21 protein-coding genes are annotated in these 24342 nt (G+C 68.7%); 10 read left to right on the top strand and 11 right to left on the bottom strand.

Annotated features, from left to right (window positions below; genetic code table 11):
• Window positions 1-8: 8 nt before the first annotated feature.
• The 3 genes from ACQUST_RS07955 to ACQUST_RS07945 all read left to right on the top strand — a co-directional run bounded on the left by ACQUST_RS07955 (window position 9) and on the right by ACQUST_RS07945 (window position 3488).
• The gene (locus ACQUST_RS07955) at window positions 9-926 is read left to right on the top strand and encodes a serine/threonine-protein kinase RIO2 (protein WP_435127097.1); all 918 of its coding nucleotides are present in this window, start codon (window positions 9-11) and stop codon (window positions 924-926) included.
• 103 nt (window positions 927-1029) lie between these two features.
• Window positions 1030-2556 (top strand): carboxypeptidase M32, encoded by a 1527-nt coding sequence (locus tag ACQUST_RS07950; RefSeq protein ID WP_435127095.1) that lies wholly within the window; start codon window positions 1030-1032, stop codon window positions 2554-2556.
• Window positions 2557-2687: 131 nt separating this feature from the next.
• On the top strand, window positions 2688-3488 hold the full coding sequence (locus ACQUST_RS07945; RefSeq protein WP_435127093.1) for a class I SAM-dependent methyltransferase: 801 nt from the start codon (window positions 2688-2690) through the stop codon (window positions 3486-3488).
• 29 nt (window positions 3489-3517) lie between these two features.
• On the opposite strand, the gene ACQUST_RS07940 is transcribed toward ACQUST_RS07945, so the two are convergent.
• Entirely contained in the window at window positions 3518-4162 is a 645-nt protein-coding gene (locus tag ACQUST_RS07940; protein ID WP_435127091.1) for a DUF7095 family protein, read from the bottom strand.
• Window positions 4163-4490: 328 nt separating this feature from the next.
• Here ACQUST_RS07940 and ncsA point away from each other — a divergent pair, with 328 nt between their 5' ends.
• Window positions 4491-5456 (top strand): tRNA 2-thiolation protein NcsA, encoded by a 966-nt coding sequence (gene ncsA / locus ACQUST_RS07935; protein ID WP_435127089.1) that lies wholly within the window; start codon window positions 4491-4493, stop codon window positions 5454-5456.
• A 198-nt stretch (window positions 5457-5654) separates the two neighbouring features.
• On the opposite strand, the gene ftsZ is transcribed toward ncsA, so the two are convergent.
• The 3 genes from ftsZ to ACQUST_RS07920 all read right to left on the bottom strand — a co-directional run bounded on the left by ftsZ (window position 5655) and on the right by ACQUST_RS07920 (window position 7904).
• Window positions 5655-6860 (bottom strand): cell division protein FtsZ, encoded by a 1206-nt coding sequence (gene ftsZ, locus ACQUST_RS07930; RefSeq protein WP_435127087.1) that lies wholly within the window; start codon window positions 6858-6860, stop codon window positions 5655-5657.
• A 4-nt stretch (window positions 6861-6864) separates the two neighbouring features.
• Window positions 6865-7053: a ribbon-helix-helix domain-containing protein gene (locus ACQUST_RS07925; protein WP_435128151.1), complete on the bottom strand. Its 189-nt coding sequence runs from the start codon at window positions 7051-7053 to the stop codon at window positions 6865-6867.
• Between the two features lie 206 nt (window positions 7054-7259).
• Window positions 7260-7904 carry a double zinc ribbon domain-containing protein gene (locus tag ACQUST_RS07920; RefSeq protein WP_435127085.1) on the bottom strand — a complete coding sequence of 215 codons (645 nt, stop codon included), beginning with the start codon at window positions 7902-7904 and terminating at the stop codon, window positions 7260-7262.
• A 301-nt stretch (window positions 7905-8205) separates the two neighbouring features.
• On the opposite strand from ACQUST_RS07920, the gene ACQUST_RS07915 reads away from it, so the two are divergent.
• The 4 genes from ACQUST_RS07915 to ACQUST_RS07900 all read left to right on the top strand — a co-directional run bounded on the left by ACQUST_RS07915 (window position 8206) and on the right by ACQUST_RS07900 (window position 13917).
• On the top strand, window positions 8206-9192 hold the full coding sequence (locus tag ACQUST_RS07915; RefSeq protein ID WP_435127083.1) for an aldo/keto reductase: 987 nt from the start codon (window positions 8206-8208) through the stop codon (window positions 9190-9192).
• A 50-nt stretch (window positions 9193-9242) separates the two neighbouring features.
• Window positions 9243-9728, top strand: a complete 486-nt coding sequence (locus ACQUST_RS07910) for an Lrp/AsnC family transcriptional regulator (RefSeq protein ID WP_435127081.1) — start codon at window positions 9243-9245, stop codon at window positions 9726-9728.
• Window positions 9729-10016: 288 nt separating this feature from the next.
• Window positions 10017-11504 (top strand): proton-conducting transporter transmembrane domain-containing protein, encoded by a 1488-nt coding sequence (locus ACQUST_RS07905; protein ID WP_435127079.1) that lies wholly within the window; start codon window positions 10017-10019, stop codon window positions 11502-11504.
• Window positions 11494-13917 (top strand): DUF2309 domain-containing protein, encoded by a 2424-nt coding sequence (locus ACQUST_RS07900; protein WP_435127077.1) that lies wholly within the window; start codon window positions 11494-11496, stop codon window positions 13915-13917. Before ACQUST_RS07905 ends, ACQUST_RS07900 begins: the two co-directional genes overlap by 11 nt.
• Window positions 13918-14223: 306 nt before the next feature.
• Here the strand turns inward: ACQUST_RS07900 and ACQUST_RS07895 are convergent, their stop codons facing one another.
• Window positions 14224-15714, bottom strand: coding sequence for an aldehyde dehydrogenase family protein (locus ACQUST_RS07895; RefSeq protein ID WP_435127075.1), 1491 nt, complete (start codon window positions 15712-15714; stop codon window positions 14224-14226).
• A gap of 163 nt (window positions 15715-15877) precedes the next feature.
• On the opposite strand from ACQUST_RS07895, the gene ACQUST_RS07890 reads away from it, so the two are divergent.
• Window positions 15878-16918: a zinc-dependent alcohol dehydrogenase family protein gene (locus ACQUST_RS07890; RefSeq protein ID WP_435127074.1), complete on the top strand. Its 1041-nt coding sequence runs from the start codon at window positions 15878-15880 to the stop codon at window positions 16916-16918.
• Window positions 16919-17172: 254 nt separating this feature from the next.
• Here the strand turns inward: ACQUST_RS07890 and ACQUST_RS07885 are convergent, their stop codons facing one another.
• Both ACQUST_RS07885 and ACQUST_RS07880 read right to left on the bottom strand, forming a co-directional pair.
• Window positions 17173-18402 (bottom strand): FAD-dependent monooxygenase, encoded by a 1230-nt coding sequence (locus tag ACQUST_RS07885; protein ID WP_435127072.1) that lies wholly within the window; start codon window positions 18400-18402, stop codon window positions 17173-17175.
• Window positions 18403-18567: 165 nt separating this feature from the next.
• Complete coding sequence (locus ACQUST_RS07880; RefSeq protein WP_435127070.1) at window positions 18568-19713, bottom strand: acyl-CoA dehydrogenase family protein; 1146 nt, start codon at window positions 19711-19713, stop codon at window positions 18568-18570.
• 144 nt (window positions 19714-19857) lie between these two features.
• Here ACQUST_RS07880 and ACQUST_RS07875 point away from each other — a divergent pair, with 144 nt between their 5' ends.
• Window positions 19858-20373 (top strand): winged helix-turn-helix domain-containing protein, encoded by a 516-nt coding sequence (locus tag ACQUST_RS07875; protein ID WP_435127068.1) that lies wholly within the window; start codon window positions 19858-19860, stop codon window positions 20371-20373.
• Window positions 20374-20617: 244 nt separating this feature from the next.
• On the opposite strand, the gene ACQUST_RS07870 is transcribed toward ACQUST_RS07875, so the two are convergent.
• Genes ACQUST_RS07870 through ACQUST_RS07855 form a run of 4 tightly spaced genes read right to left on the bottom strand, consistent with a single transcriptional unit; the run spans window position 20618 to window position 24331 of the window.
• Window positions 20618-21325, bottom strand: a complete 708-nt coding sequence (locus tag ACQUST_RS07870) for an ABC transporter ATP-binding protein (protein WP_435127066.1) — start codon at window positions 21323-21325, stop codon at window positions 20618-20620.
• The gene (locus ACQUST_RS07865) at window positions 21322-22209 is read right to left on the bottom strand and encodes an ABC transporter ATP-binding protein (protein ID WP_435127064.1); all 888 of its coding nucleotides are present in this window, start codon (window positions 22207-22209) and stop codon (window positions 21322-21324) included. Before ACQUST_RS07865 ends, ACQUST_RS07870 begins: the two co-directional genes overlap by 4 nt.
• Window positions 22206-23318 carry a branched-chain amino acid ABC transporter permease gene (locus ACQUST_RS07860; RefSeq protein WP_435127062.1) on the bottom strand — a complete coding sequence of 371 codons (1113 nt, stop codon included), beginning with the start codon at window positions 23316-23318 and terminating at the stop codon, window positions 22206-22208. The genes ACQUST_RS07865 and ACQUST_RS07860 overlap by 4 nt, the downstream gene beginning before the upstream one ends.
• A complete protein-coding gene (locus tag ACQUST_RS07855; protein WP_435127060.1) occupies window positions 23315-24331 on the bottom strand; it encodes a branched-chain amino acid ABC transporter permease in 1017 nt (338 codons plus the stop codon). Before ACQUST_RS07855 ends, ACQUST_RS07860 begins: the two co-directional genes overlap by 4 nt.
• Window positions 24332-24342 lie beyond the last annotated feature (11 nt).

The following is a 24342-nucleotide window of genomic DNA, read 5'->3' as shown; positions in this document are numbered from 1 at the left end:
TACCGTACATGGTCGGAAACGTCGCGGAGGTGATGGCGGAGCTCGAGCCGGCGGACTTCTATCTGCTTTCCGGCGTCGAGCAGGGGATGCGGTTCTCCGAGTGGGTGAACCGGGAGAAGCTCCCCGAGTACGCCGACCTCACCGAAGAGGAGGTCGACTACCGCATCGACCGCTGTGCGGACCGGGGACTGATTCAGCGGAAGACGATTCAGTACGAGGGGTACCAGCTCACCTTCGAGGGGTACGACGCGCTGGCGCTGCGGACGTTCGCGGAGCGGGAGACCATCTCCGGGATGGGGGCGCCGCTCGGCGTCGGGAAGGAGAGCGACGTCTACGAGGTGGAGTCGTTCCGGCCGTTCGCGCTGAAGTTCCACCGGGAGGGGTACACGAACTTCCGGGAGGTGCGGAAGGGCCGCGACTACACCGCCGACAACCACCACGTGTCGTGGCAGTACACGGCGCGGAAGGCGGCCGAACGCGAGTACGGCGCGCTCGAGGACCTGTATCCGCAGGTGTCGGTGCCGCGTCCGGTCGACCACAACCGCCACGCCATCATCATGGAGAAGCTCCCGGGGCCGGAGCTGGCGGACGCGAAACTGCAGTCCGAGCAGGTGGTCGGCGTGCTCGACCTGGTGTTGCGGGAGGTCGACGCGGCGTACCGCGCCGGCTACGTCCACGCCGACATCTCCGAGTACAACGTCGCCGTCAGCGACGACGGCGTCGTCATCTTCGACTGGCCGCAGTCCGTCGAAATCGACCACGAGAACGCCGACGAACTGCTGACCCGCGACGTCGAGAACCTCGTCGGCTACTTCCACCGGAAGTACCCGCGGGAGACCCCGGACGTCGACACCGACGCCGTCGCCGCGGCCATCGCCGACGGCGAGTTCGAATCCGTCCGCGCCGTCGACGAACCCGGCGCCTGACCGGACTACGACCGGTCGGTCACCGCGTCGAGTCTCGGCTGTGTACGCACCGCGGACCGCCGGGAACGCGCCTTTGAAGGCCGGGGGCGCGTAAGCGACGCTGATGGCTACTGACGCTGCGACGGCCGAGACGGCCGACCCGTACGAGGAGCTCACGGAGCGACTGAAGCGAATCAACGCCGTGCAGAGCGCCGGCGGCGTCCTCGGGTGGGACCAGCAGGTGATGATGCCCGAGGGCGGGACGCCCGCCCGTTCGAAGCAGCTGTCGGTGCTGTCGTCGGTGAGCCACGACATGCTCACGGACGACCGCACCGAGGAGCTGCTCGACGCCTGCGAGGATCTCGACCTGGACGACGAACAGCAGGCCGTGCTGCGCGAGGCGCGCCGCGAATACGAGCGCGCCGCGGCCGTCCCGCGCGACCTCGTCGAGCAGATTTCCGAGGCGTCGACGGAGGCGCTGGGCGCGTGGGAGCAGGCGAAGGCCGACGACGACTTCGAGCAGTTCGCGCCGCACCTCGAACGGCTCGTCGAACTGAAGCGGGAGTACGCCGAACACATCGACCCGGACCGAGACCCGTACGCGGTGCTGTTCGACGACTACGAGCCGTGCCTGCCGCTGTCGCAGGCCGAGGAGATTCTGGAGACGCTGAAGGAGACGCTGGTGCCGATGATAGACGAAATCCGCGAGAGCGACGCGGACGTCACCACCGACGCCTTCGAGGGGCACTTCGACGCCGACGAGCAGGAGGCGCTCTCGCGCGACGTGCTGTCGACGCTCGGCTACGACTGGGAGCACGGCCGGCTCGACACGTCGAGCCACCCGTTCACCTCCGGCAACCAGTTCGACAGCCGCGTCACGACGCGGTTCGACGAGTCCGACCCGCTCGGAGCGCTGATGGCGACGGTCCACGAGTTCGGCCACGCCTTCTACAGCCTCGGGCTGCCGAAAGAGGAGTTCGGGACGCCGCTCGGCGAGTCCCGCGACCTCTCCGTCCACGAGAGCCAGAGCCGGCTCTGGGAGAACCACGTCGGCCGGTCCAAGCCGTTCTGGGATCTCATCATGCCGACCTTCCTCGAGCACTTCCCCGAGACGGACGCCACCGTCGAGGAGGCGTACGAGTCCGCGAACCAGGTGTACGAGGACAACCCGATCCGCATCGAGGCGGACGAACTCACCTACCACCTCCACATCGTCGTCCGGTTCGAAATCGAGCGGGAGCTCATCTCCGGCGACCTCGACGTCGAAGACGTCCCGGAGACGTGGAACGACAAGTACGAGGAGTACCTCGGCATCCGGCCGGACACCGACGCCGAGGGGTGCCTGCAGGACATCCACTGGAGCCACGGCAACTTCGGCTACTTCCCGACGTACTCGCTCGGCTCCGTGATGGCCGCGCAGCTGTACGACGCAGCTGACGACGACATCGACGACCTCACCGGGAAGATTCGCGACGGCGAGTTCGACGACCTCCACGCGTGGCTGCGCGAGAACGTCCACCGGCACGGCAGCCGATACGAGACGAACGAACTCGTCCGGCAGGCCACCGGCGAGGACTTCACCGCCGACTACTTCGTCGACTACGTCGCCGAGAAGTACGGCGACCTGTACGACCTCGAATCGTCGGTCTAACCGGAAACTCGGCGTCGCCGAGGCGAGTCAGTCGCGTCTGCACCGGCCCGCCGCGGCCCGCGTCGACTCGGCCCGGAGCGGTTCGACCCGCGGCGTTTTTCACTGCGCTCGCCGCATCCGGACACGACCGAATGCGTCGTTTCTCGCCGGAGTACCTGGACCGGACCCGCCGCGGAATGTGGACGGAGAGCCGCGCCGCGCTCGACCCGCTGGACCTCCCGTCGCGGAGCCGCGTCCTCGACGTCGGCTGTGGCACCGGCGAACTCACGCAGGTGCTCGCGGACGAGGCCGCCGACGCGGACGTCGTCGGCGTCGACGCCGACACCGACCTGCTCGCCGTGGCGCGCGACCGCACGGACCTGTCGTACTGCGCCGCGGACGCGATGCGGCTCCCGTTTCCGGACGACGCCTTCGACCTCGTCGTCTGTCAGGCGCTGCTCATCAACCTCCCCGACCCGGCGGCCGCTGTCGCGGAGTTCGCGCGGGTGTCGTCGGACCTCGTCGCGGCGGTCGAGCCGAACAACGCGGACGTCGCGGTCTCCTCGACGGCGGCGGCGGAGTCGGCGCTCGAACAGCGGGTCCGGTCGGCGTACATCGGCGGCGTCGGGACGAACGTCGCGCTCGGCGACCGCGTCAGGCAGTTCTTCGCGGACGCCGGGCTGTCGGACCTCCGGACGCGTCGCTACGTCCACGAGAAACGGGTCGAACCGCCGTACAGCGAGGCCGACCTGAAGGGGGCGGCGCGGAAGGCGAGCGGCGCCGGCCTCGCAGACCACGAAACCGAGCTCCGGGAGGCGCTCGGGCCGGACGCGTACGACGAACTGCGGCGGGAGTGGCGCAGCATGGGCCGGAACGTGGTCGAACAGATGCAGTCGGACGAGTACGAACGAGTCGAGGTCGTCCCGTTCGACGTCACCGTCGGGCGCGTCTGAGACCGAACGGTTCCGAGGCGAAGCCGCGACTAGACGACGTCGCCGCGGACCGTGGCACCCTGCTGAGCCTCCCGGTACGACTCCACGGCGTCGGCCGCTTCCGCCGCGCGGTCGTCGTCGACGCCGAGCATCTCCAGCGCCCCGGTGAGCGTCGGGAACGGGAGTTCGCCGCCGCGGAGCTTCTCCATGGTCTCGTCGGCGCGCTGCCCGTCCGCCCACAACTGGACGCCGCGCGGGTCGAGAATCTGTTCGTAGGCGTCGCGGGCCAGCGCCCCCTTCAGCCGCTGCCGGACGTTCTTGTCGAACGGCGCGTTGCACACCTCCAGGTGCACCGGCTCGTCGTCCGGCAGGAGGTGCGCGGCGAGACACTGCTCCGGGGCGGCGTGGCCGTTGTCGTTCGCGCGAAGGTGCCCCGGGAATTCGCGCGCCCACTCCGCGGAGACGGACTTGCCGACGCCCCTGACGCCGTGCGAGTCGACGAACTCGGCTTCGGCGTCCGCGTCGCCGCGGAGGTGCAGGTCTTTCGTGACGTAGACGTCGAGCCGGTCGATCGGGTCGAGGCCGAGCGCGACATCGCCGTACACCCACAGCTCCCGAATCGGCACCGGCATCGGCTCCGACTCGACCGTGTCGATGATGCGGTCGACGCGGTCGAGGGCGGCTTCGCGGTCCATGCTTCCCGCTCGGCGGCGCGTCGGGAAGCCTCTTACGCGTCGACTCGGCCGGACGGCGAAGCGGCGCAGTCGCTGGGGCACGGGGACGCAGTCGCTACGGAACGAGTGGCGAACAGGCGGCCGTGCTCGAGGCAGGATGCGCCGTGTCCGGCCGCACAACCGCGAACCACGGCGCCGTCGTCGCTACCGCATCGAGGGGCCTGGCCGCCTCTTCCGATTTGAACCTTCGTGCGGTTTCAGAGAGCGAGGTCGGGGTCGACGCGGAGCCGCAGTTCCGCACCTCGTCCGGACGAAACCGGTATCCGGGCCGGCGCGTAAGCCGCCGGTAATGGACTGTGACAAGTGCGGCGCTGACGCGGTGATGCACGCCGCCTACTCCGGCGCGCACCTGTGTGAGAGCCACTTCTGCCGGTCGGTCGAAAAGCGGGTGCGGCGGCGCATCCGCGAGGACAGCCTGCTCGGCCGGGACGCGACCCCGGACGACCCCGAACGGTGGGTCATCGGCCTGTCGGGCGGGAAGGACAGCGTCGTCCTCACGAAGATTCTCGACGACACCTTCAGCGACGACCCGCGCGTCGAGATGGTGGCGCTCTCCATTCACGAGGGCATCGAGGGGTACCGCGACGAGTCGCTCGACGCCTGCGAGGAACTCGCCGCCGACCTCGACGTGCGGCACGAAACCGTGACGTACGAGGACGAACTCGGCGTCCAGATGGACGACGTCGTCGAGAAGGACCCCGAGAACATGGCCGCGTGCGCCTACTGCGGCGTGTTCCGCCGCGACCTGCTGGAGAGCTACGCCGACGAGTTCGGCGCCGACAAGCTCCTCACCGGCCACAACCTCGACGACGAGGCGCAGACGGCGCTCATGAACTTCCTCGAAGGCGACGTCACGCAGATGGCGAAGCACTTCGACGCCAGCCTCGGGTCGTTCGACGACCGGCGCGACACGGACGAGTTCGTGCCGCGCGCCAAGCCGCTCCGCGACATCCCCGAAAAGGAGGTCGCGCTCTACTGTCACCTGCAGGACCTCCCGGCGCACATCACGGAGTGCCCGCACGCCGAGGAGGCGTACCGCGGCGAAATCCAGCAGCTCCTGTTGAAACTCGAGGAGAACCACCCCGGCACCCGCCACTCCATCCTCTCGGGCTACGAGGAACTCGCCGACGTCGCCGGGGACCGCTACCGCGGCGACGACGCGCAGGAACTCGACGAGTGCGAGCGGTGCGGCTCCAAGACGACCGGCGACGTCTGCCGGAAGTGCAAACTGGTCGAGGCCGTCGAGGCGGTCTGACGGACGCGGTTCGCGGAGCGGACGAGCGGCCGCTGAGCGGTCGGCGTCCGAAGAAGTACGCCCCGTGTCACCGCCGATTCAGGGGTCGGCGGCGTGACCGGGCTGCGGCGTCGACGGACGGCCGAACCGGGCAACGGTCGCGGTCGTCCGCGGTCGGTGGCTGTGCGTGGCGTCGACGTCGACGCGCCGAATCAGGGTTCAGCGGATGACGTCGAGCCCGTTGTTCTGCTCGCTGGCGTCGCGGCCGCCGTCGGACTGCCAGGCGGCCTGTGAGCCGGAGCCGTTCGTCGCGGCTTCGGCGTTCGATTTCGCGTCGAAGTCGATCTCCGACGTGTCGCCTTCGATGCTGGCGCGCGACTTGTCAGCCTGCTTTTGAGTGCTCGGACCGAGCACCTGTGCGCTCTGGACACCGGTCATGATGGCCATGACGCGCACTTTCCCCTTGTACTCCTCCTGGATGCGGGCGCCCCAGATGACGTTGGCGCTCGCTTCCAGCCGTTCGGTGATGTTGTCGGCGATGCCCTCGGCCTCTTTCAGCGTGAGGTCGGGGCCGCCGGTGATGTGGACCAGTCCGCCGGAGGCGCCGCGGTAGTCGACGTCCAAAAGCGGGTGGTTCATCGCGTCGTTGACGACTTCCTGCGTCTTGTTCTTGTCCTGGGTCTCCCCGACGAGCATCACGGCGACGCCCCCCTGGTTCATGATCGTGGACATGTCCGCGTAGTCCAGGTTGATGAGCGACGGCTGCGTGATGGTCTCGGAGATGCCCTTCACGGTTTCGGCGATGATCTGGTCCATCACCGAGAACGCCTTCCCGATCGGAAGGTTCGGGACGTAGTCCAGCAGCCGATTGTTGTCGAGGACGATGATCGAGTCGGCCTCGTTCCGGAGGTTCTCGAGGCCCTCTTCGGCTTTGACGGTGCGGGCGCGTTCGACGTTGAACGGCGTCGACACCATGCCGACGACGATGGCGCCCTGCTCTTTCGCGATCTTCGAGACGACGGGCGCCGCACCGGTGCCGGTGCCGCCGCCCATACCGGCGGTCACGAACACGAGGTCCGCGTCGCCGAGGACCTCCTTGATGGTTCCCTGCGCCATCTCCGTGGCGCGTTCGCCCATCGAGGGGTCGCCGCCGGCGCCGAGCCCCTGCGTCAGGGACTTGCCGACGAGGATCTTCGTGTCGGCCTCGATCATCTTGAGGTGTTGCTTGTCGGTGTTGATGGCGACCGTTTCCGCGCCGTCGACACCGATGTTGTACAGCCGGTTGATGGTGTTGTTGCCGGCACCGCCGGCACCGACGATGACGATTCGGGGCTCCCCGAACTCGTCGTCGTCTCCGTCCATCTCCGCCATGCTGCGCTGTTCTGCTTCCGCGTTTTCAAGCGCGTCCTGGACGATATCTTGCATTTAATTACACCTTGGCCCAGCTGCGTTTACTCTGGTCGTTGCGGGTCCGGTCGCCGGTGCCGTCCTGCTCGTTGAGCATTTCGCGCACGGCGGAGCGAATCGCCTCGCTGCGATTCGGGAACTCGCCGGTCTCGACCATCTGTTCGACTTCGTCGATCTGCTGTTTCGGGATTCGTAGAGTCACACGCTCCATTTGCATTCCCCCGGTAAGACGGCGAGCACGCGGTACGTGCGGTACGGACCGTCGGGGCGGCTTCCCCGCCCGCGCCCTGCAGCCCGTAAGACGAGCCGTCTTACGCAGCAGTATCAACAGACCCTTCACATATAAAGATACCGGGCAGTGTAAGACGCTGTCCGCGCCCCCGTCTTACACGCGTCAACGCCCGCCGTGCCGCGCTGTCACCGACGATCGACGACGTCCGCCGCCGCGGTCCGCCGGCCGCAGCTCGGGCAGAACGCCCAGTCCGACCGGACCTCGTCGCCGCACGCACACACCGCCCGCTCCGGCGTCTTCTCGCCGCAGTTCGGACAGAACGCGTGCGAATCGTCCAGCGACTCGCCACACTGAACGCAGTCGGCCGCCGACTCGTCCCCGACCGAATCGGCGTCGACGTCGCCGACGGACTCGGCGTCCCGCGAAGCACCGCCCGCTGACCGGGAGTCGTCGACCGAGGACTCGGACCGGGTCGCCGCTCCTTCCTCCACCGAAACCGCGCGGTCGTCCGCGCCGTCGACGTTCACCGTGAGCGACACCGCCGGCTCGCCGGGGCGGGCGTGACCGCCACCGGAGCGGCCGTCGAGGAACGCACCGAGCCGCTCCTCGATGACCTCGTCGACGCGCGCCGCGAGCGCGTCGTCGACCGGGTCGGCGTCGCCGCCGCCGTCCGCAGCGTCGGCGTCGCCCCCGCCGTCGGCGGGCTGGGCCGACTCCGCGCCGTCGAGGTAGGCGCGAAGCGCCTCCCGCATGACCTGGCTCTTGGACGCCTCGAACCGGTCGAGGCGCGCCACGAGCTCGTCGTCGGCGCGGAACGTGATCTTGCTCATTGGCCGCGTATACACGCACCCGGCATATCAAACTGTCCCCGGCGCTCCTCCCGCCCGCCACGTAATACACGCCACAGCCGTCGACGCGGACGGCGCAGAGCGACGAGGCCGGTCCGATACGGATTCAGTCTCACGCGCGGGCCTGCCCGCTCGCACTAGTCACAACACTAGTCCGTCGGCTCGTCGCGAGACTTCGACCCGCAGTGCACCGGGCAACTCCACTCACGCCCCGTCGTCGCGTTCGTGGGCGTCGCCGTGCCGGCACCACAGCCATCTTACATCGGCGCCACCACCACCGGGTATGCAACGTCGCTCACTCGGAGCAGTCGGCGAAGTCACGGAAGTCGGACTCGGCACGTGGAACATCGGCGGGGACTGGGGCGACGTCCCCGACGAGGCTGGCCGCGACGCGGTCCGCGCCGCGCTGGACGCCGGCATCGACTTCCTCGACACCGCGGACGTGTACGGCGACGGCCGCAGCGAGCGGCACATCCGGTCGGTGCTGGACGAACGCGACGCCCACGACGACGTGACGGTCGCGACGAAGGCAGGCCGACGACTCGACCCGCACACCGCCGACGGGTACGACGCCGAGAACCTCGAGCGGTTCGTCGACCGCTCAAGGGAGAACCTCGGGGAGGACACGCTGGACCTCCTCCAGTTGCACTGCCCGCCGACGGACGTCTACTACCAGCCCGACGTGTTCGACGCGCTCGCGGACCTGCGGCGGCGCGGCAAAATCGCGCAGTACGGCGTCAGCGTCGAGCGCGTCGAGGAGGCGCTGAAAGCCATCGAGTACCCGGGCGTCGAAACCGTCCAGATCATCTTCAATCCGTTCCGGCAGCGCCCCGCGGACCTGTTCTTCGAGGAGGCGAAGCGGCGCGACGTCGGCGTCATCGTCAGGGTCCCGCTCGCGTCGGGGCTGTTGACTGGCGCCATCGACCGCGACACCGAGTTCCCGGAGAACGACCACCGGAACTTCAACCGCGAGGGCGACGCGTTCGACGTCGGCGAGACGTTCGCCGGCGTGCCGCTCGGCGCCGGCGTCGACGCCGTCGAGGCGCTGGAGCCGCACGTCCCGGACGACGCGACGCTCGCGCAGTTCACGCTCCGCTGGATTCTCGACTTCGACGCCGTCTCCGCGGTCATCCCGGGGTCGACCTCTCCGGAACACATCCGGCAGAACGTCGCCGCCGCCGACCGCGACCCGCTTCCGCACCGACTGCACGGCGCCGTCCGCGACGTCTACGAGCAGTACGTCGAAGGCCACGTCCACCAGCGCTGGTAACTGCGGGCGCCGACGGACAAGTAAAGTGGCTCTGTCGCGGAGACGTCGACATGGGCGACGAGGAAATCGACGGCGTCGACAGGGCGATCCTGTACGCACTGCAGGAGGATGCCCGGAACACGTCGTCGGGCGACATCGCAGAGCGGACCGGCACCTCGGACAGCACCGTCCGCAAGCGCATCCAGCGACTCGAGTCCGAGGGCGTAATCAAGGGGTACAGCGCCAGCGTCGACTACCAGCGGTCGGGGTATCCGCTCCGAATGCTGCTCTACTGTACCGCCTCGATTCCCGAACGGGGCGACCTCATCCCGGACATCCTGGAGATAGACGGCGTCATCTCGGTTCAGGAGTTGGTCACCGGTGAGCAGAACCTCCTCGTCACCGTCGTCGGCGAGTCGGACAGCGACATCACGCCCGTCGCACAGGAACTCCTGGACATGGGGCTCACCGTCGCCGACGAGGTGCTCGTGCGGACCCACGAGACGACGCCGTTCGGGAAGTTCGACGCCGAGAGCCGGACGGGGGACGACGCCTGACCGGCGACGGGCCCGATACCGGCGAGTCGCGCCCTCGTCGATTCCACGTCCCAGTTCGGCCGGAAAGACCGGACCGTCCGAGTCGCCAGAGCGGACGAAGAGCGCCGCTCCCGCGTCGCTCACCGGCCCCGACATAACCATCACGTTCTTTGATAATAGAATATCGAACGTATTGTGAATATAGACAGAGTTAATAGACGATTCGTTCTTGGTGTCGGGTAGAGACGACCAGAAGCGGACTCGAAGCCCGGCGCGGACGCCGGGAATGGTCGTGCGATGGGCTGAACGATGTCAGGAAACAGTTCGAAGCCGACGGTCGGAGCGCTCCCGGACACGACGGCGGAATCGCCGTCCGTTCCCGTTGTATCGACGTGGCTCGTGTGGTCGCTGTTTGCCGCGAGCGTCGTCGCCCTCGTCGCCCGACTCCGAGTCGGTGGCGCGTGGGGGATTCCGGGCGTGGTCGCCGTCGACGGACTGACCGTGCTGATGTGGGTGGTCGTCACCTTCTTCAGCGGCATCGTCCACAGCTACTCGCGTCGCTACGTCGCCGGAAGCGCCCACGAGACGAAGTTCTTCGCGGCGACGTTCGGCTTCACCGTCGCCGTGATGGGGCTGGTCGCTGCCGACCACGTCGCCCTGTTCGGAGCCCTGTGGCTGGCGATGGGGTTGCTGATGGCGGAACTCATCGGGACGGTCAGCGGCTGGGACCACGCGCGGGCGGCCGCGGCGCTCGCCCGCAGGTACTTCCTCGCCAGCAGCGCGCTCCTCGGCGTCGCGCTGACGGCGCTGTGGCTGGCGACCGGCGCGACGACGGTCTCCGGAATCGGCGCGGCGGCCGACACGCTCGGCGGCCCGACGTGGCTGGTCGCCGCCGCCGCGCTCGTCCTGGCGGCGATGATACAGTCCGCCCTGATTCCGTTCCAGAGCTGGCTCCTCTCGTCGATGACCGCCCCGACGCCGGCGTCGGCGCTGATGCACGCCGGCTTCGTCAACGCGGGCGGCGTCCTCCTGACCCGCTTCGCCCCGGTCATCACCGTCGAGCCCGCAGTCATGCTCGCGGTGGTCGCCGTCGGCGGGCTCAGCGCCATCGGCGGGAAGCTCCTGAAGTCGGTCCAGACGAGCATCAAGGGCAAACTCGGCTGTTCGACCGTCGGTCAGATGGGGTTCATGATCATGCAGGCCGGCCTCGGCTTCTTCGGGGCCGCGATTACGCACCTCATCCTGCACGGCTTCTACAAGGCCTACCAGTTCCTCAGTTCGGGGGAGCAGGTCGAACACACCAGCCCGAGCGAAACCACCGAACACACCGTGGGGCGCGTGACCAGCGCCGTCGGCGTCGTCGTTGCGCTCCTGACCGGAGTCGTCGGCGGCGTCGCGTTCGCGGTGCTGACGGGGAAAGGGACGGAGGCCGACAGCGGCCTCCTGTTGACCTTCTTCGTCGTCGTCACGACGCTGCACGCCTCCCGGAGCGCGATTCAGCACACGTCGCTTCCGGCGACGGCCCGCTACGCGGCCGTCCCGGTGGTCTTCCTCCCCGCCATCGTCGTCTACGCCGTGGTCTACGAGGGCGTCGCGGGGCTGCTGACGGTCAGCACGGCGACGACGGAACTGACTCTGCTCCACGGCCTCATCGCCGTCAGTTTCGTCGGCATCTACGTCGGCATCGAGACCGGCGTCCACGAGCACAGCCAGCGGCTCTACGTGGCGCTGCTGAACGCGACTGAGCCGGCGTCCGACACCCTCTTGACGTCCACGGAGGAGTACAATGAGTACTGAAACAGCCATCCGCGACAGTATCGACGAAGCGGCGACGGCCGTCGGCCCCCTCTGGCCCATCCACTCGTTCGTGACCGCCAACCCGCTCTCCGGGTTCGAAGACCGGCCGTTCGGCGAGGCGGTCGAGCGGGCCGCCGACCTGCTGGGCGGCCGCGGCTACCCCAGCGCCGAGACGTTCAGAACCGCGCTCGAACGCGGACAGATAGACACGGGGATACTCGAAGCGGAACTCGCCGAGGCTGGCTACGACGCCGACCCCGAGACGCTGCTCGACCGCATGGCCGACGCCGAGGACGCGGGAGACGCCAAGGACGGCGGAGACGGCGAGACGGACACCGCGGTCGACCACGTCGACCGGGTGCTGACGAAGTGGCTGTCGGCCTTCCTCGAAGAGGGGAGCGCCCACTGGTCGATGCCGAACCGCGAAGCCGGGTTCTACGCTGCCTTCCGCGGAATGGCCGAGTACGACCGCGACGTCCCCGACGAGGGGGTCGTCGCTGACCTGCCCGAAGCGCCCGTCGAAGCCGTCGAGGCGGTGCTGCAGTCGTACCCGGAGAGCCAGTGGGTCCGCATCCTCGAAGCGCAACTGACTGCGCTCCCTGGCTGGACCGGGTTCATCAAGCGGCGCGCCGAGGACGGTGGCGCGTGGCAGTCGACGTACCCGATTTCGCTGGACGGGTACCTCGCGGCGCGGCTGGCGCTGCTGGACGCCGTCGGAGCCGACATCGAACCCTCGAACGACGCCGACGACGACGCCCCCGCCGACAACCCCGCTCTGCCGTTCTTGCGCGCGTGGGAGTCGACGTACCGCGAGGACCTCGTCGGGACCGTCGCCGCCGAGAGCCGGTCGGTGGCCGACGGCGACACGCAGGACCGTCCGGACGCCCAACTGGTCTTCTGTATCGACACCCGCTCGGAAGTCATTCGTCGGCACATCGAGGCGGCGGGGGACTACGAGACTCACGGCTACGCCGGCTTCTTCGGCGTCCCCATGGAGTACCAGGGATACGACGACGAGGTGTCGGTCGACGCCTGCCCGCCGATTCAAGACCCGCAGCACCACGTCACCGACGTCCCGGTCGACGACGAGACGCAGGCGCGGCACGACCGCTGGTCGAGCGTCCGCGCGGCCGCCGACGAAGTCGTCGAGATACTGGAGGCCAACGCGGCGACCGCCTACGGCTACGTCGAGACCGCCGGGAGCGGCTACGGCCTCTCGCTCGCCGCCCGGACGCTCGTCCCCGGACGCGTCCGCGACCTGTTCGACGCTGCCGACGAGGCGGTGCCCGACGAAGACGAGTTCTGCGAGCCGCTGGTCGACCACCAGTACACGTACTCCGGCGACCTCCCGGTGGGGCTGACCACCGAGGAGAAAGTCGAGTACGCCGCGACCGCGTTCGACCTGATGGGGTGGGAGCGGTTCGGTCGGCTCGTCGTCTTCGCGGGCCACGCCAGCGAGACCGCCAACAACCCCTACGACTCCAGCCTGGACTGCGGCGCCTGTGCCGGCAACCCCGGCGGCCCGAACGCCCGCGTCCTCGCGAAAATCTGCAACGACGACGACGTCAGAGCCCAACTCCGCGACCGCGGCCACGACGTCCCGGAAGACACCGTCTTCCTCGCCGCCCAGCACAACACGACGACCGACGAGATCGAACTGTTCGACGGCGACGTCCCCGAGAGCCACGCCGACGACCTCGACCAGTTGCGCGCGGACCTCGCCGCGGCGCGCGAGGGCGCGGCCGCAGAGCGCGCCGAGACGATGGGAGCCGACGGCTCGGCCGCCGTCAGCGAGACCGAGCGCCGCGCCGCCGACTGGGCGGAGACCCGGCCGGAGTGGGGGCTGGCGGGCAACGCCGGCTTCGTCGTCGGCCCCCGTGAACTGACGAGCGACGTCGACCTCGACGGTCGCGCGTTCCTCCACTCGTACGACTGGTCGACGGACCCCGACGGCGACGCGCTCGAAGCGATTTTCACCGGCCCGATGGTCGTCACCCAGTGGATCAACGCCCAGTACTACTTCTCGACGGTCGACAACGCCGTCTACGGGAGCGGGTCGAAGATAACCCAGAACCCCGTCGGGAACGTCGGCGTCTACCAGGGCAACGGCGGCGACCTGATGACCGGCCTCCCGCTGCAGTCGCTGATGGCTGCCGACGACGAACCGCACCACCAGCCGCTCCGCCTCTCGACGGTCGTCCACGCGCCAGTCGACCGCGTCACCGACGTCCTGGCCGACAACGGGGACTTGACCGAACTGCTGGACAACGGCTGGCTCTCGCTGACGGTCGTCGACCCGACGCAGGACCACCGCGCGTTCCACTACGAGGAGGAACTGGAGTGGGCGCCGCGGTCCGATCGGCCCGAAATCCCCGGGGAAGAACCGGCTTCGCCCGCTGTCGCGGACGACTAACCGGCCCGGACTCGGGGCGAGCCAGGCCCTTCAACTGTTCTCCCGTCCGTTTCGACTGTTCTCTGACTCCTGTTCGGCGGTGGCTCCCGTCGAAAAGATGACCCCGTGGATGACGACACTCCGACCCTAGATTCGATATAGCGAAAAAGAGTTTATTCGGAGGGGTGTGGCACCTCCAGTGGGTCGGTTGCGGGCCGGCGTCCAGTTGCGTCGTCGCTGACTCGAATCGCGGGTGAGGCTCGAAGCGGCGACGGACTCCCGGAGAAGTGAACGGCGGCGTCGAGGCCGCCGGGTGGCGTCAGCGCGTTAGAACGGGTAGTCGCGGTCTTCGTGCTGCAGCGAGATCCACTTCGTCTTCGTGACTTCGCGGAGGAACGCGTCGCTGTTGTATCCGCCCATGCCGGAGGCGCCGATGCCGCCGAACGGGACGTGCGCCTCGTCGTTGATGGGCTGGTCGTTGACGTGGACGTGGCCGGTCTCCATGCGGTCGGCGATGCGTTTGCCGGCGCCGACGTCGCCCGCGTGGACGGAGCCGGAGAGGCCGTACTCGGTGTCGTTCGCCAGTTCGACCGCCTCGTCGACGTCGCTGAACGGGATGACCGGCGCGATGGGGCCGAAGTGCTCGAAGCACGCGGCGGACATGTCGTTCGTCACGTCCGACAGCACGGTCGGCGCGACGACGAGCGAGTCGTCGACGCCGTCGAGGTCGACGGTGTGCCCGCCGGTTTCGAGGGTGGCGCCGGCGTCGACGGTCTCCTCGACGTACTGCAGCATCTCGTCGCGCTGGGACTCGTCGATGATCGGGCCGACGACGGTGCTCGGGTCGTGCGCCGTGCCGACCGGGAGCGACTCGGCGCGCTCGACGAGTTTGTCGACGTATTCGTCGTAGATGGATTCGTGAACCAGATGCCGGTTGATAGAAATGCACACCTGGCCCTGGTGGACGAACGACCCGAAGACGGCGCTGTCGATGGCGGCGTCGACGTCGGCGTCACCGGTGACGACGTGTGCGTTGTTCCCGCCGAGTTCCATCGCTGGCTGTGCGAGGTTCTCGGCGGCCGTCGCGGCGACGCGGCGGCCGACGGGCGTGGAGCCGGTGAACGCGACGACGTCGCTCTCGGGGTGGCCGGCGACGCGGTCACCGATTTCGGAGCCGCGGCCGGTGACGACGTTCAGGACGCCGTCCGGGAGCCCGGCGTCCTCCACGAGTTTCGCGAACAGCAGGCCGCCCGTAATCGGGGTGTTCGTGGACGGCTTCAACACGACCGGGTTGCCGGCGGCGATGGCCGGCGCGACGGCGCGCATCGAGAGGTTCAGCGGGAAGTTCCACGGCGAGATGACGGTGACGACGCCCGCCGGCTCCCGCTGGACGATGTGCTCTTTCCCGGGGATGTTCGACGGGGCGTGTTCGCCTTTCATCCGCCGCGGCAGCGTCGTCGCCTCGGCGGCCTGGTCGGAGGCGATGTGGATGGACGTCTCCCCGTACGCCGGGCCGCCGCCGGCCTCGTATTCGAGCAGTTCGAGGACCTCGTCTTTGTGTTCTTCGAGCGCGTCGAGGAACGCCTGCGCGGCCTCCTCGCGTCGGGCGGGCGGCGCCGACCCCCACTCGTCCTGCGCCGCCGCCGCGGCCTCGTACGCGGCGTCGACGTCGGCTTCGACGGCCGCCGGTACCTCCGCGACGACCTCGCGCGTCGACGGGTCTTCGACCGCGATCGTCTCGTCTCCGGCGGACTCGGTCCACTCGCCGTCGACGTACAGCGCGTTCCAGTCGGCGTCGATCGAGAAATCTTCGGGCATGTGCGTGTGTGTCTCTGTGTCCGAGACGAAAAATGGGTCGGCAACGGGAGAATTCATCAACGAACGGCAACTTGAGGTACCCGGAACCGTAACGGGGTCCGCGGAGCGTCCGGAGCCGACGCGGTGAGGGAGACTTTTTGAACTGGGCGCCGACGTGAGGAGCATGCGCGCAGCAGTGTACAACGGACCGGGCGACATCAGCGTCGAGGAGGTACCGAAACCCGAAATCGACGAGCCGACCGACGCCATCATCCGCGTCACCCACACCGCGGTCTGCGGCTCCGACCTCTGGTTTTACCGCGGCGAGAGCGACCGGGAAGCCGGCTCCCGCGTCGGCCACGAGCCGATGGGAATCGTCGAGGAGGTCGGCGACGACGTCCGGTCGGTACAGCCGGGCGACCGCGTCATCGCGCCGTTCGCCATCAGCTGCGGGAAGTGCGAGTTCTGCCGGAAGGGGCTGCACACCTCCTGCGTCGACCGCGACTCGTGGGGCGGCGACAACGGCGGCGGCCAGGGCGAGTACGTGCGGTCGACGCACGCCGACGGCACGCTCGTCCGCGTCCCGGACCGCCACGCCGACGACGAGGAGACGCTCGAGGCGCTGCTGCCGCTGACGGACGTCATGGGGACCGGCCACCACGCCGCCGTCAGCGCCGGCGTCGAGGAGGGCGACACCTGCGTCGTCGTCGGCGACGGCGCCGTCGGGCTGTGCGGCGTGCTCGCGGCGCGCCGACTCGGCGCCGAACGCATCATCGCGATGGGCCACCACGAGGACCGGCTCGAACTCGCCGAGGAGTTCGGCGCCACCGAAACCGTCGCGGCCCGCGGCGACGAGGCCGCAGAGCGCGCCACGGAACTGACGTACGGCGGCGCGAACCACGTGATGGAGTGCGTCGGCGCGGCGTCCGCGATGGACACCGCGATTCAGGTGTGTCGCCCGGGCGGCACCGTCGGCTACGTCGGCGTCCCGCACGGCGTCGCGGACGCGGGGCTGGACGTGCTGTCGATGTTCGGCGACAACATCGGGCTGCGCGGCGGCGTCGCCCCGGTCCGCGCGTACGCCGAGGAACTGATGGACGACGTGCTCGGCGGCACGCTCGACCCGTCGCCCATCTTCACGAAGACCGTCGACCTCGACGGCGTCCCCGAGGGCTACCGGGCGATGGACGAACGCGACGCCATCAAGGTGCTCGTGAAGCCGTGAAGGTGTGACGCCGTGAAGGAGCGATGCCGTGACGCCGTGAACACCGACCCGGTTCTGGAACCCCGAGTCGCAGACGGCGCGGCGAAACGGAGCCTCGAACGGCGGGGTGCTGGACCGCACTGACCCGAGTCGGTGGAGCGTCCGACCGGCGGAAACGCGTCGGTACCGTTCTTGGAGTCGACCCGCAGACGGCGCGGCGAAACGGAGCCAGAAATGGTCGAGCGGCGTGGAGAGGGCGGTCCGGTGCGGGCGGCTCAGTACTGGCCGATGGTGGTGATGGGCGGCGCCGTGTGCGGGCCGTACGGCGCGTCGTCGAGCCACTCGCCTGCGTCCTCCCAGTGGTCGGCGAGGCGGGAGGCGACCTCCTTTTTGATTTTCGTGGTGACGTCGTCGCCCTGCAGGTATTCGAGCGCCTGCCCGGCGGCGTTCTTGTTGTACTCGGCGGCCTTCTCGCGGCGCGCCGCGTACAGTTCGACCTCGACGTCGGCGGTCGCCTTCACGGTGCTGCGCTCCGCGACGGCGATGGCGGAGGCGGCCTCGTCGGCGTCGGCGACGCCGGAGTTCATGCCGCGGGCGCCGAACGGCGCGAACAGGTGTGCGGCCTCGCCGGCGAGCAGGACGCGGCGGTGGTCGTCGATGAACGAGTCCGCGGTGACCTGCTTGAACTTGTACGAGGACACCCAGCTGACGCGGTCGCGGTAGCGCTCGCCGAGCGTCTTCGCGACCATGTCGCTGACGCGCTCCTCCGTCGCCATCTCGTCGGCGTCGTCGGTGAGCTTACACTGGATGTCGACGCGCCAGCCGCCCTGGAACGGGACGAGCAGGACGTTCCGGCCGTCGACCGCGGGGTGGTCGTAGTGGAAGACGCGTTCGAGGTCGCGGGGGTTCTCCGGGTCCTCCTCGACGTCGGCGATGATGAAGGAGTTCTCGGACTGCGTCCCCTCGAAGTTCGAGCCGATCTCCTTGCGGACGGTGGAGCCGGCGCCGTCGGCGCCGACGACGTACTTCGCGTTCCAGACGTCGCCGTCTTCGGTCTCGACGCGGACGCCGTCCTCGCTGGAGTCGACGGTTTCGACCGCCGAGTCCCAGTGGATGTCGATGCCGGCCTCGTCGAGCGCCTCGTACATGAAGTCCTCCGTGTCGACCTGCGGGAGGCTCGTGAAGTGCGGGAGGTCGCCGGAGCCGCCGGGGTTGTCGTACGTCCGGGAGAACACCTCCTTGTTCCGCCACACGGTGCGGCGCGTCGGCCAGACCAGTCCGGCGTCGGCGAGCCGCTTGCCGAGCCCCGGGTGGACCCGTTCGAGCGTCTGCAGCGTCGCGCCGTGGACGTAGATGGCGCGGCTTCCGGGCCGTTCTCGGTCTTTCGGGTCCGCTTCGAGGATCGTCGTCGGTACGCCTCTCGCGTTCAGCGCGAGCGCAGTGGTCATCCCGGTCGGCCCGGCACCGGCAATAACCACTGGTGGCTCCTCGTGACTCTCAGCCATACTACCCGGTTGCGATGGTACGTGTATAGCGGTTTTGGTTGTTCCCAGCAATTAGCACGCGTGCGCGTGGCACGCCGTTCTGAAAGCGATTTTACACGTCTCTCGCGGTGCGGTGAGGGCCGCAGCGCGGCGGTCGAGGACGGACGAGAACCGTCGGCCGCGCGGTCAGAAGTTCCGGTAGATGATGTCGCGCTGGATGGCGCTGACGCCCTCGTAGATGACCGGCATCCGGGCGTCCCGGTAGACGCGGGCGACGCGGCGGTCGTCGAGGATGCCGCGGCCGCCGTGGAGCTGTACCGCGGTCTCGGCGCAGTCGGTCGCGGTCTCGGTGGCTTTGGTCTTCGCCATCGACGCCCAGAGTTCGGCGTCCTCGCCGGACTCCATGCGGTCGACGGTGCGCCACAGCAGCGACCGCGCGGCCTCGAACTCGGTGCGCATGTCGGCGAGGTCGTGCTGGACGGACTGGAAGTCGCTGACGTGGCGGCCGAACTCCTCGCGGTCGTGGACGAACTCCCACGCCTCCTCGATGGCGGCCGCGGCGAGGCCGATGCCGTGGCCGGCGACGCGGGCGCGGCCGTGGTTGAAGAACTCCGCGACCATCCGGAAGCCGTCCCCGCGCTCGCCGACGAGGTTCTCCGCGGGGACGCGGCAGTCGTCGAAGGTGATGTGCGCCTGCTCGGAGGCGCGCATCCCCATCTTCTCCGGGACGTGCTCGGCGTGGTAGCCGTCGGCGTCCGTCGGCACGACGAGCAGCGAGTGGTTGCCGTGGCGGTCGTCGCCGTCCTCGGTGCGGACGTAGACGGATATCCAGTCGCCGCTGACGCCGTTGCCGATCCAGTACTTCTCGCCGTCGATGACCCACTCGTCGCCGTCCCGCTCCGCGCGGGTCGTCATGCCGGCGAGGTCGCTGCCGGTGTCCGGTTCGGAGATGGCCATGCCGGCGGTGGCGTCGCCCTCGGCGACCGGCCGCAGGTACGCCTCCTTCTGCGCGTCGCTGCCGAACTCCTCGACGATGGCGGTGCCGAAGCTCTGTCCGACGAGCGCCAGCCCGATGCCGGCGTCCGCGCGGAAGAACTCCTCGATGGTCGCGACGACGGCGGACAGCGGCCGGCCGTGACCGCCGTACGCCTCCGGGATTTCCTGGGCGACCAGCCCGGCGTCGTGGGCGGCCTCGACGACGTCCGTCGGGTAGTCGCCCGACCGGAAGTAGTCGGCCGCGTTCGGTTCGATGTGCGTCTCCGCGAACTCGCGGGCGCGCCGCTTCACGTCGCGGGCCTCCGGCGGCACGACCGACTCCTCCAACAGCTCCATACGGGGAGAGTTTCGGCATATTGTAAAACATTTCCGTAAATTATCGCTCGCTGTTTGCGTCCACTGATTATTCCCTAAATTTGTTAGCGCCAGTTGGCGAGCCGAATCACGAGTCTTATGCCGGCCCGGCCGAATGAGTGGTCGATGGCGGCGGACGAGCCCACGCACGAATTCAAGGACCGCGACATCGCCATACTGCGGGAGTTGGCGGCGGACCCCGAGGTCTCCTCTCGGGCGCTCGCGGACATCCTCGCCGAGGAGTACGACATCGACGTCTCGTACGTCACCGTGAACGAGTCCGTCCGGAAGATGCGCGAGGCGGGCGTCTTCCGGGAGGCCATCGTTCCGAACGAGGGGTACTTCGTCTTCGAACTGTTCGAGTTCAAGTTCAACCCCGAGTACTTCGCCGACGAGTGGCGCGAGACGATGGAACACATCCGCGACGACGAGCACACGCTGCTGTACTTCCTCTCGGACGGCGAGTACCAGTGGAAGTCCATCATGCTGTTCCCGTCGCGGGAGGCCGGCGAGCGCTGGCTCCACCAGTTCTACAAGGACTACGGCCGGTGCGTCTCGAACGTCCGGACGTCCGTGATGACGAACGTCCTGAAGTTCGGCGCCGACCCCGACCTGTTCGACGACCTCGACTACGACGGCTAGGCCGCGGCCCGCCGCTGCAACAGCCCGGACCACCCCTGTTTTCACGGCCGAAACGACGGCTCTCGGAAACAGTGCCCGTCGGAGTCGACGCCGACCACGGGTTCGCTGCCGACTCGACGCCGACCGCCGGAGGCGACGCTGCCGGTGTCTCGCCGTCGCCGCTTCGCTGACGAGCCGTCGCTGTCGACGCGTCGAGCCGAGCGGACAGAAAGGCCGCGAGCCGCGAGCAGCGGCGGAGCCGCGTTCAGACGCCGAGGTACTGCTGGCGGAGTTCGTCGTCTTCGCGGAGCCGTTCGGTGGTGACCTCGTCGGCGATGCGCCCCTCGTCGATGAGATAGTGGCGGTCGGCGGTGGCGAGCGCGACGGCGACGTTCTGCTCGACGAGCAGGATGGTGACGCCCTCGTTCTCGCTGATCTCCTGGATGATGTCCTCGATGCGCCGGACGATGTACGGCGCGAGCCCCTCGCAGGGCTCGTCGAGCAGAATCATCTCGGGGTTGGCGACGAGGCTGCGCGCGATGGCGAGCATCTGCTGTTCGCCGCCGCTCATGTTCTTCGCGGGCCGGTCGCGCATGTCGTCGAGCTCCGGGAACCGGTCGAACATCTCCTCGACGTCGCGCGGGTTCGGCGCGTGGTTCGCGGCGAGCCGGATGTTCTCGGTGACGGTGAGGTCACGGAAGCACCGGCGGCCCTCCGGGACGAGGTTCAAGCCGAGCTCCGGGATGCGGTGGGCGGGCCGGTCGAGCAGCTCGGTGCCGTCGAACGTGATGCTGCCGCCGTGGACGGTCGGCTCGTCGGCACCGACGATAGAGCGCATCGTCGTGGTCTTGCCGGCGCCGTTGCGGCCGAGCAGCGACACGACTTCGTCCCGTTCGACTTCGAGGTCGACCCCGAAGAGCACCTGTCCCGTCTCGTAGCCCGCGTCGAGTCCGTCTACCTGTAGTAGCGTCATAGTTCCTCCCGCATACCGCCGAGGTACGCGTTCTGGACTTCCTCGTTCTCCTGAATCGCGTCCGGCGTGTCGGTGGCGAGCACCTCGCCTTGGTTCAGCACCGTGATGCGGTCGCTCGCCGACAGCACGATCTCCATGTCGTGTTCGATCATCAGCACGGTCAGCCCCAGTTCGTCCTGGACGGACTGGATGAGGTCGATGGTTTCGCGGCTCTCGCTCGGCCCCATGCCGCTGGTCGGTTCGTCGAGCAGCAGCACGGACGGCTCGGTGGCGAGCGCCATCGCGATGCCGAGCCGGCGCTGGTCGCCGTGCGAGAGGTTCTTCGCGGTGGTGTCGGCGTGTTCGTCGATGCCGACCCGTTCGAGCAGCTCCATCGCGTCGTCGGCGTACTGCTCGCTGCCGTCGCCGCGCAGCGCGAACCGGAACGGCCCGACTTCGGCGGTCTGCACGACGATGCGGACGTTCTCCAGTACGGTCAGCTCCGTGAACAGCTCGTTCGACTGGAACGACCGCGCGAGACCGATGTGCGGCCGCTCCTCCTGCGGGAGGTCGGTGATCTCGTCGCCGTCGAGGTACACCGACCCCGCGGTCGGTTCGAGCGCGTGCGTGACGACGTTGAACAGCGTCGTCTTCCCGGCGCCGTTCGGGCCGATGATGGCGCGCATCTCGCCCGACCGGACCGCCAGGTCGACGTCGTCGACGGCGACGATGCCGCCGAACCGCTTCGTCAGCCCCTCGGTGCCGAGCGCGACGTCGCGCGGGTCGTCCGCCGGCGTCGCTGGCTCGGTGGCCGTCTCAGCCGGGTCGGCGTCCGCCGCAGCGTCGGCGTCGACGTCTGCGTCGGCCGCGCCGTCGGCCGCAGCGTCGGGGTCTGCGTCGCTCATTCGGCATCACCTCGGAGGCGGCCGTACAGCGACCCGAGTCCGTTCCGGAGGAGTCCCCAGATGCCTTCCCGCGGCGAGACGAGCACCGCGATGACGAACAGGAGGCCGAGCAGGAACTGCCAGTACGTCAACAGCCCGGACACCTCGAAGGTGACGAGCGGGTACTCCGACAGCGGCAGCGCGAGCGTGTGGAACTCGGTGAGGTAGTCTTCGGCGAACAGCCAGACGAACGCGCCGGCGAGCGGGCCGAAGAAGTAGTTCGCGCCGCCGAGCACCGACATCAGGATGACGTCGCCGCTGGTCGGAATCGACAGCGCGGACAGCGTCGCGCCCTGGTCGTTCACTTCGAGCAGGACGCCCGCGAGCGCGGCGAACGCGGCGCTGAACGTGAACGCCCACACCTTGTACCGGCGGACGTCGATGCCCATGGCGCGCGCGAGCTTCTGGTTCTCGCGGATGGCGACGAGCGTCCGGCCGAACGGCGACCGGACCAGTTGCCACATCAGCAGCATCGCGACGGTGAACACGATGGCGATAGCGTAGTACCAGTCGAGCTGCCAGCCGGCGACGACGACGTACTTGAAGCCGCGGACCGTCTCGATCCAGCCCGGGAGCGCGCCGCCGGCGATGCCGGTGGTGCCGCCGGTGAGTCCGCCGGGGTCGTAGTTCGCGATGAAGTGGACGGACTTCGCGAACGCCATCGTCAGCATCGCGAAGTAGATTTCGCCTTTCTGGACGATCATGCGGGCGACCAGGTAGGCGATCGCGGTCGCGAGCAGGATGCCGAGCGGCGCGGCGAGCAGGAACGCCACGTCGAGTTTCGCGACGCCGATGGCGACGCTGTACGTCCCGATGCCGAGGAACATGGCGTGGCCGAACGACAGCAGCCCGGTGTAGCCGAGCAGGATGTTGAACGACGCGACGACCAGCATCCAGATGAGCATCGAGTTCGCGATCTGCGCGTAGCCGAGCAGCAGCGGGTGCGACACGACGGGGCGCAGCAGCACCGCGATAGCGACGATGCCGAGCGGCACCGTCAGCGCCCCGAGGTCGGCGTCGCGGAGCCGGGCGGCGAGCCCGCCGTCGTCGGCGGCGTCGGCTCGGCTCATTCGAGGAACCCCTCCTGGCCGAACAGGCCGCGCGGCCGCACCATCAGCACGACGATCATGACGAGGTACGGGACCAGTCCGCCGATGCCAGGGATGGCGAGCGCGTCGACGCCCGACACTTTCGCGAGCGACGTCAGGATAAGCGGCGTCAGGTAGACCGCCTCACCGATGAGGATGCCGGAGACGACGCTGCCGAACAGGCTGCCGATGCCGCCGACGACGACGACGACGAACGTGATGATGATGAACTGCTGTCCCATCATCGGGTCCATGCCGACGGCGGTGCCGCGGAGGACGCCGCCGAGGCCGGCGATGAACGACCCGAGGAAGAACATCGCGACGAACCGCTTCGGCATGTCGATGCCGAGGAAGCCCGCCATCTCGCGGTCGAGGACGCCGGCCCGGACGGAGAGCCCGAAGTCGGTGCGTTCGATGAGCAGGTAGACGCCGAGTATCGCGACGACCGCGACGGCGACGCTGAACAGCCGGATTCGCGCGACCGTCGTGACGACGAGGTCGGCGCCCATCGTGAGCACCGTCGGCGTCTGCACGGACAGCGGCGTGCCGCCCCAGGTCGCCCGGGTCGCCTCCTGAATCATCATGGCGACGCCGAACGTCGCGAGCAGCCCCGTGATCGGCGTCTCGTCGTAGAGCCACTGGAGCACCAGCCGCTCGATGAGGACGCCGAACAGCCCGACGAGAATCGGGGCGACGACGAGCGCCACCCAGAAGGAGACGCCCCAGACGGCCATCAGCTGGTACGTGAAGTACGCGCCGAGCATGAACAGCGCGCCGTGCGCGAAGTTCACGATACCGAGCAGTCCGAGGATGATGGAGAGCCCGAGCGCGATGAGGATGAGGCTCACGCCGTAGACGAGCCCGCCGATGAACTGGTCGACGAACAGCCCGGGCTGGACCGCGAACGACAGCAGCAGCAGGAGCGCGATGACGCCCCAGACCGCCGCGCCGGACGGCGAGAGCCTGTCGGTATCCAGACGGAGTGAAGAAAACATCGTAGTCATGT

Source organism: Halobaculum sp. D14 (assembly GCF_051195135.1).
In the GTDB taxonomy this organism is placed as follows: Archaea; Halobacteriota; Halobacteria; order Halobacteriales; family Haloferacaceae; genus JBNTKA01.
Note: the sequence above shows the minus strand (reverse complement) of the source record. Positions and strands in the feature narration are given on the sequence as shown.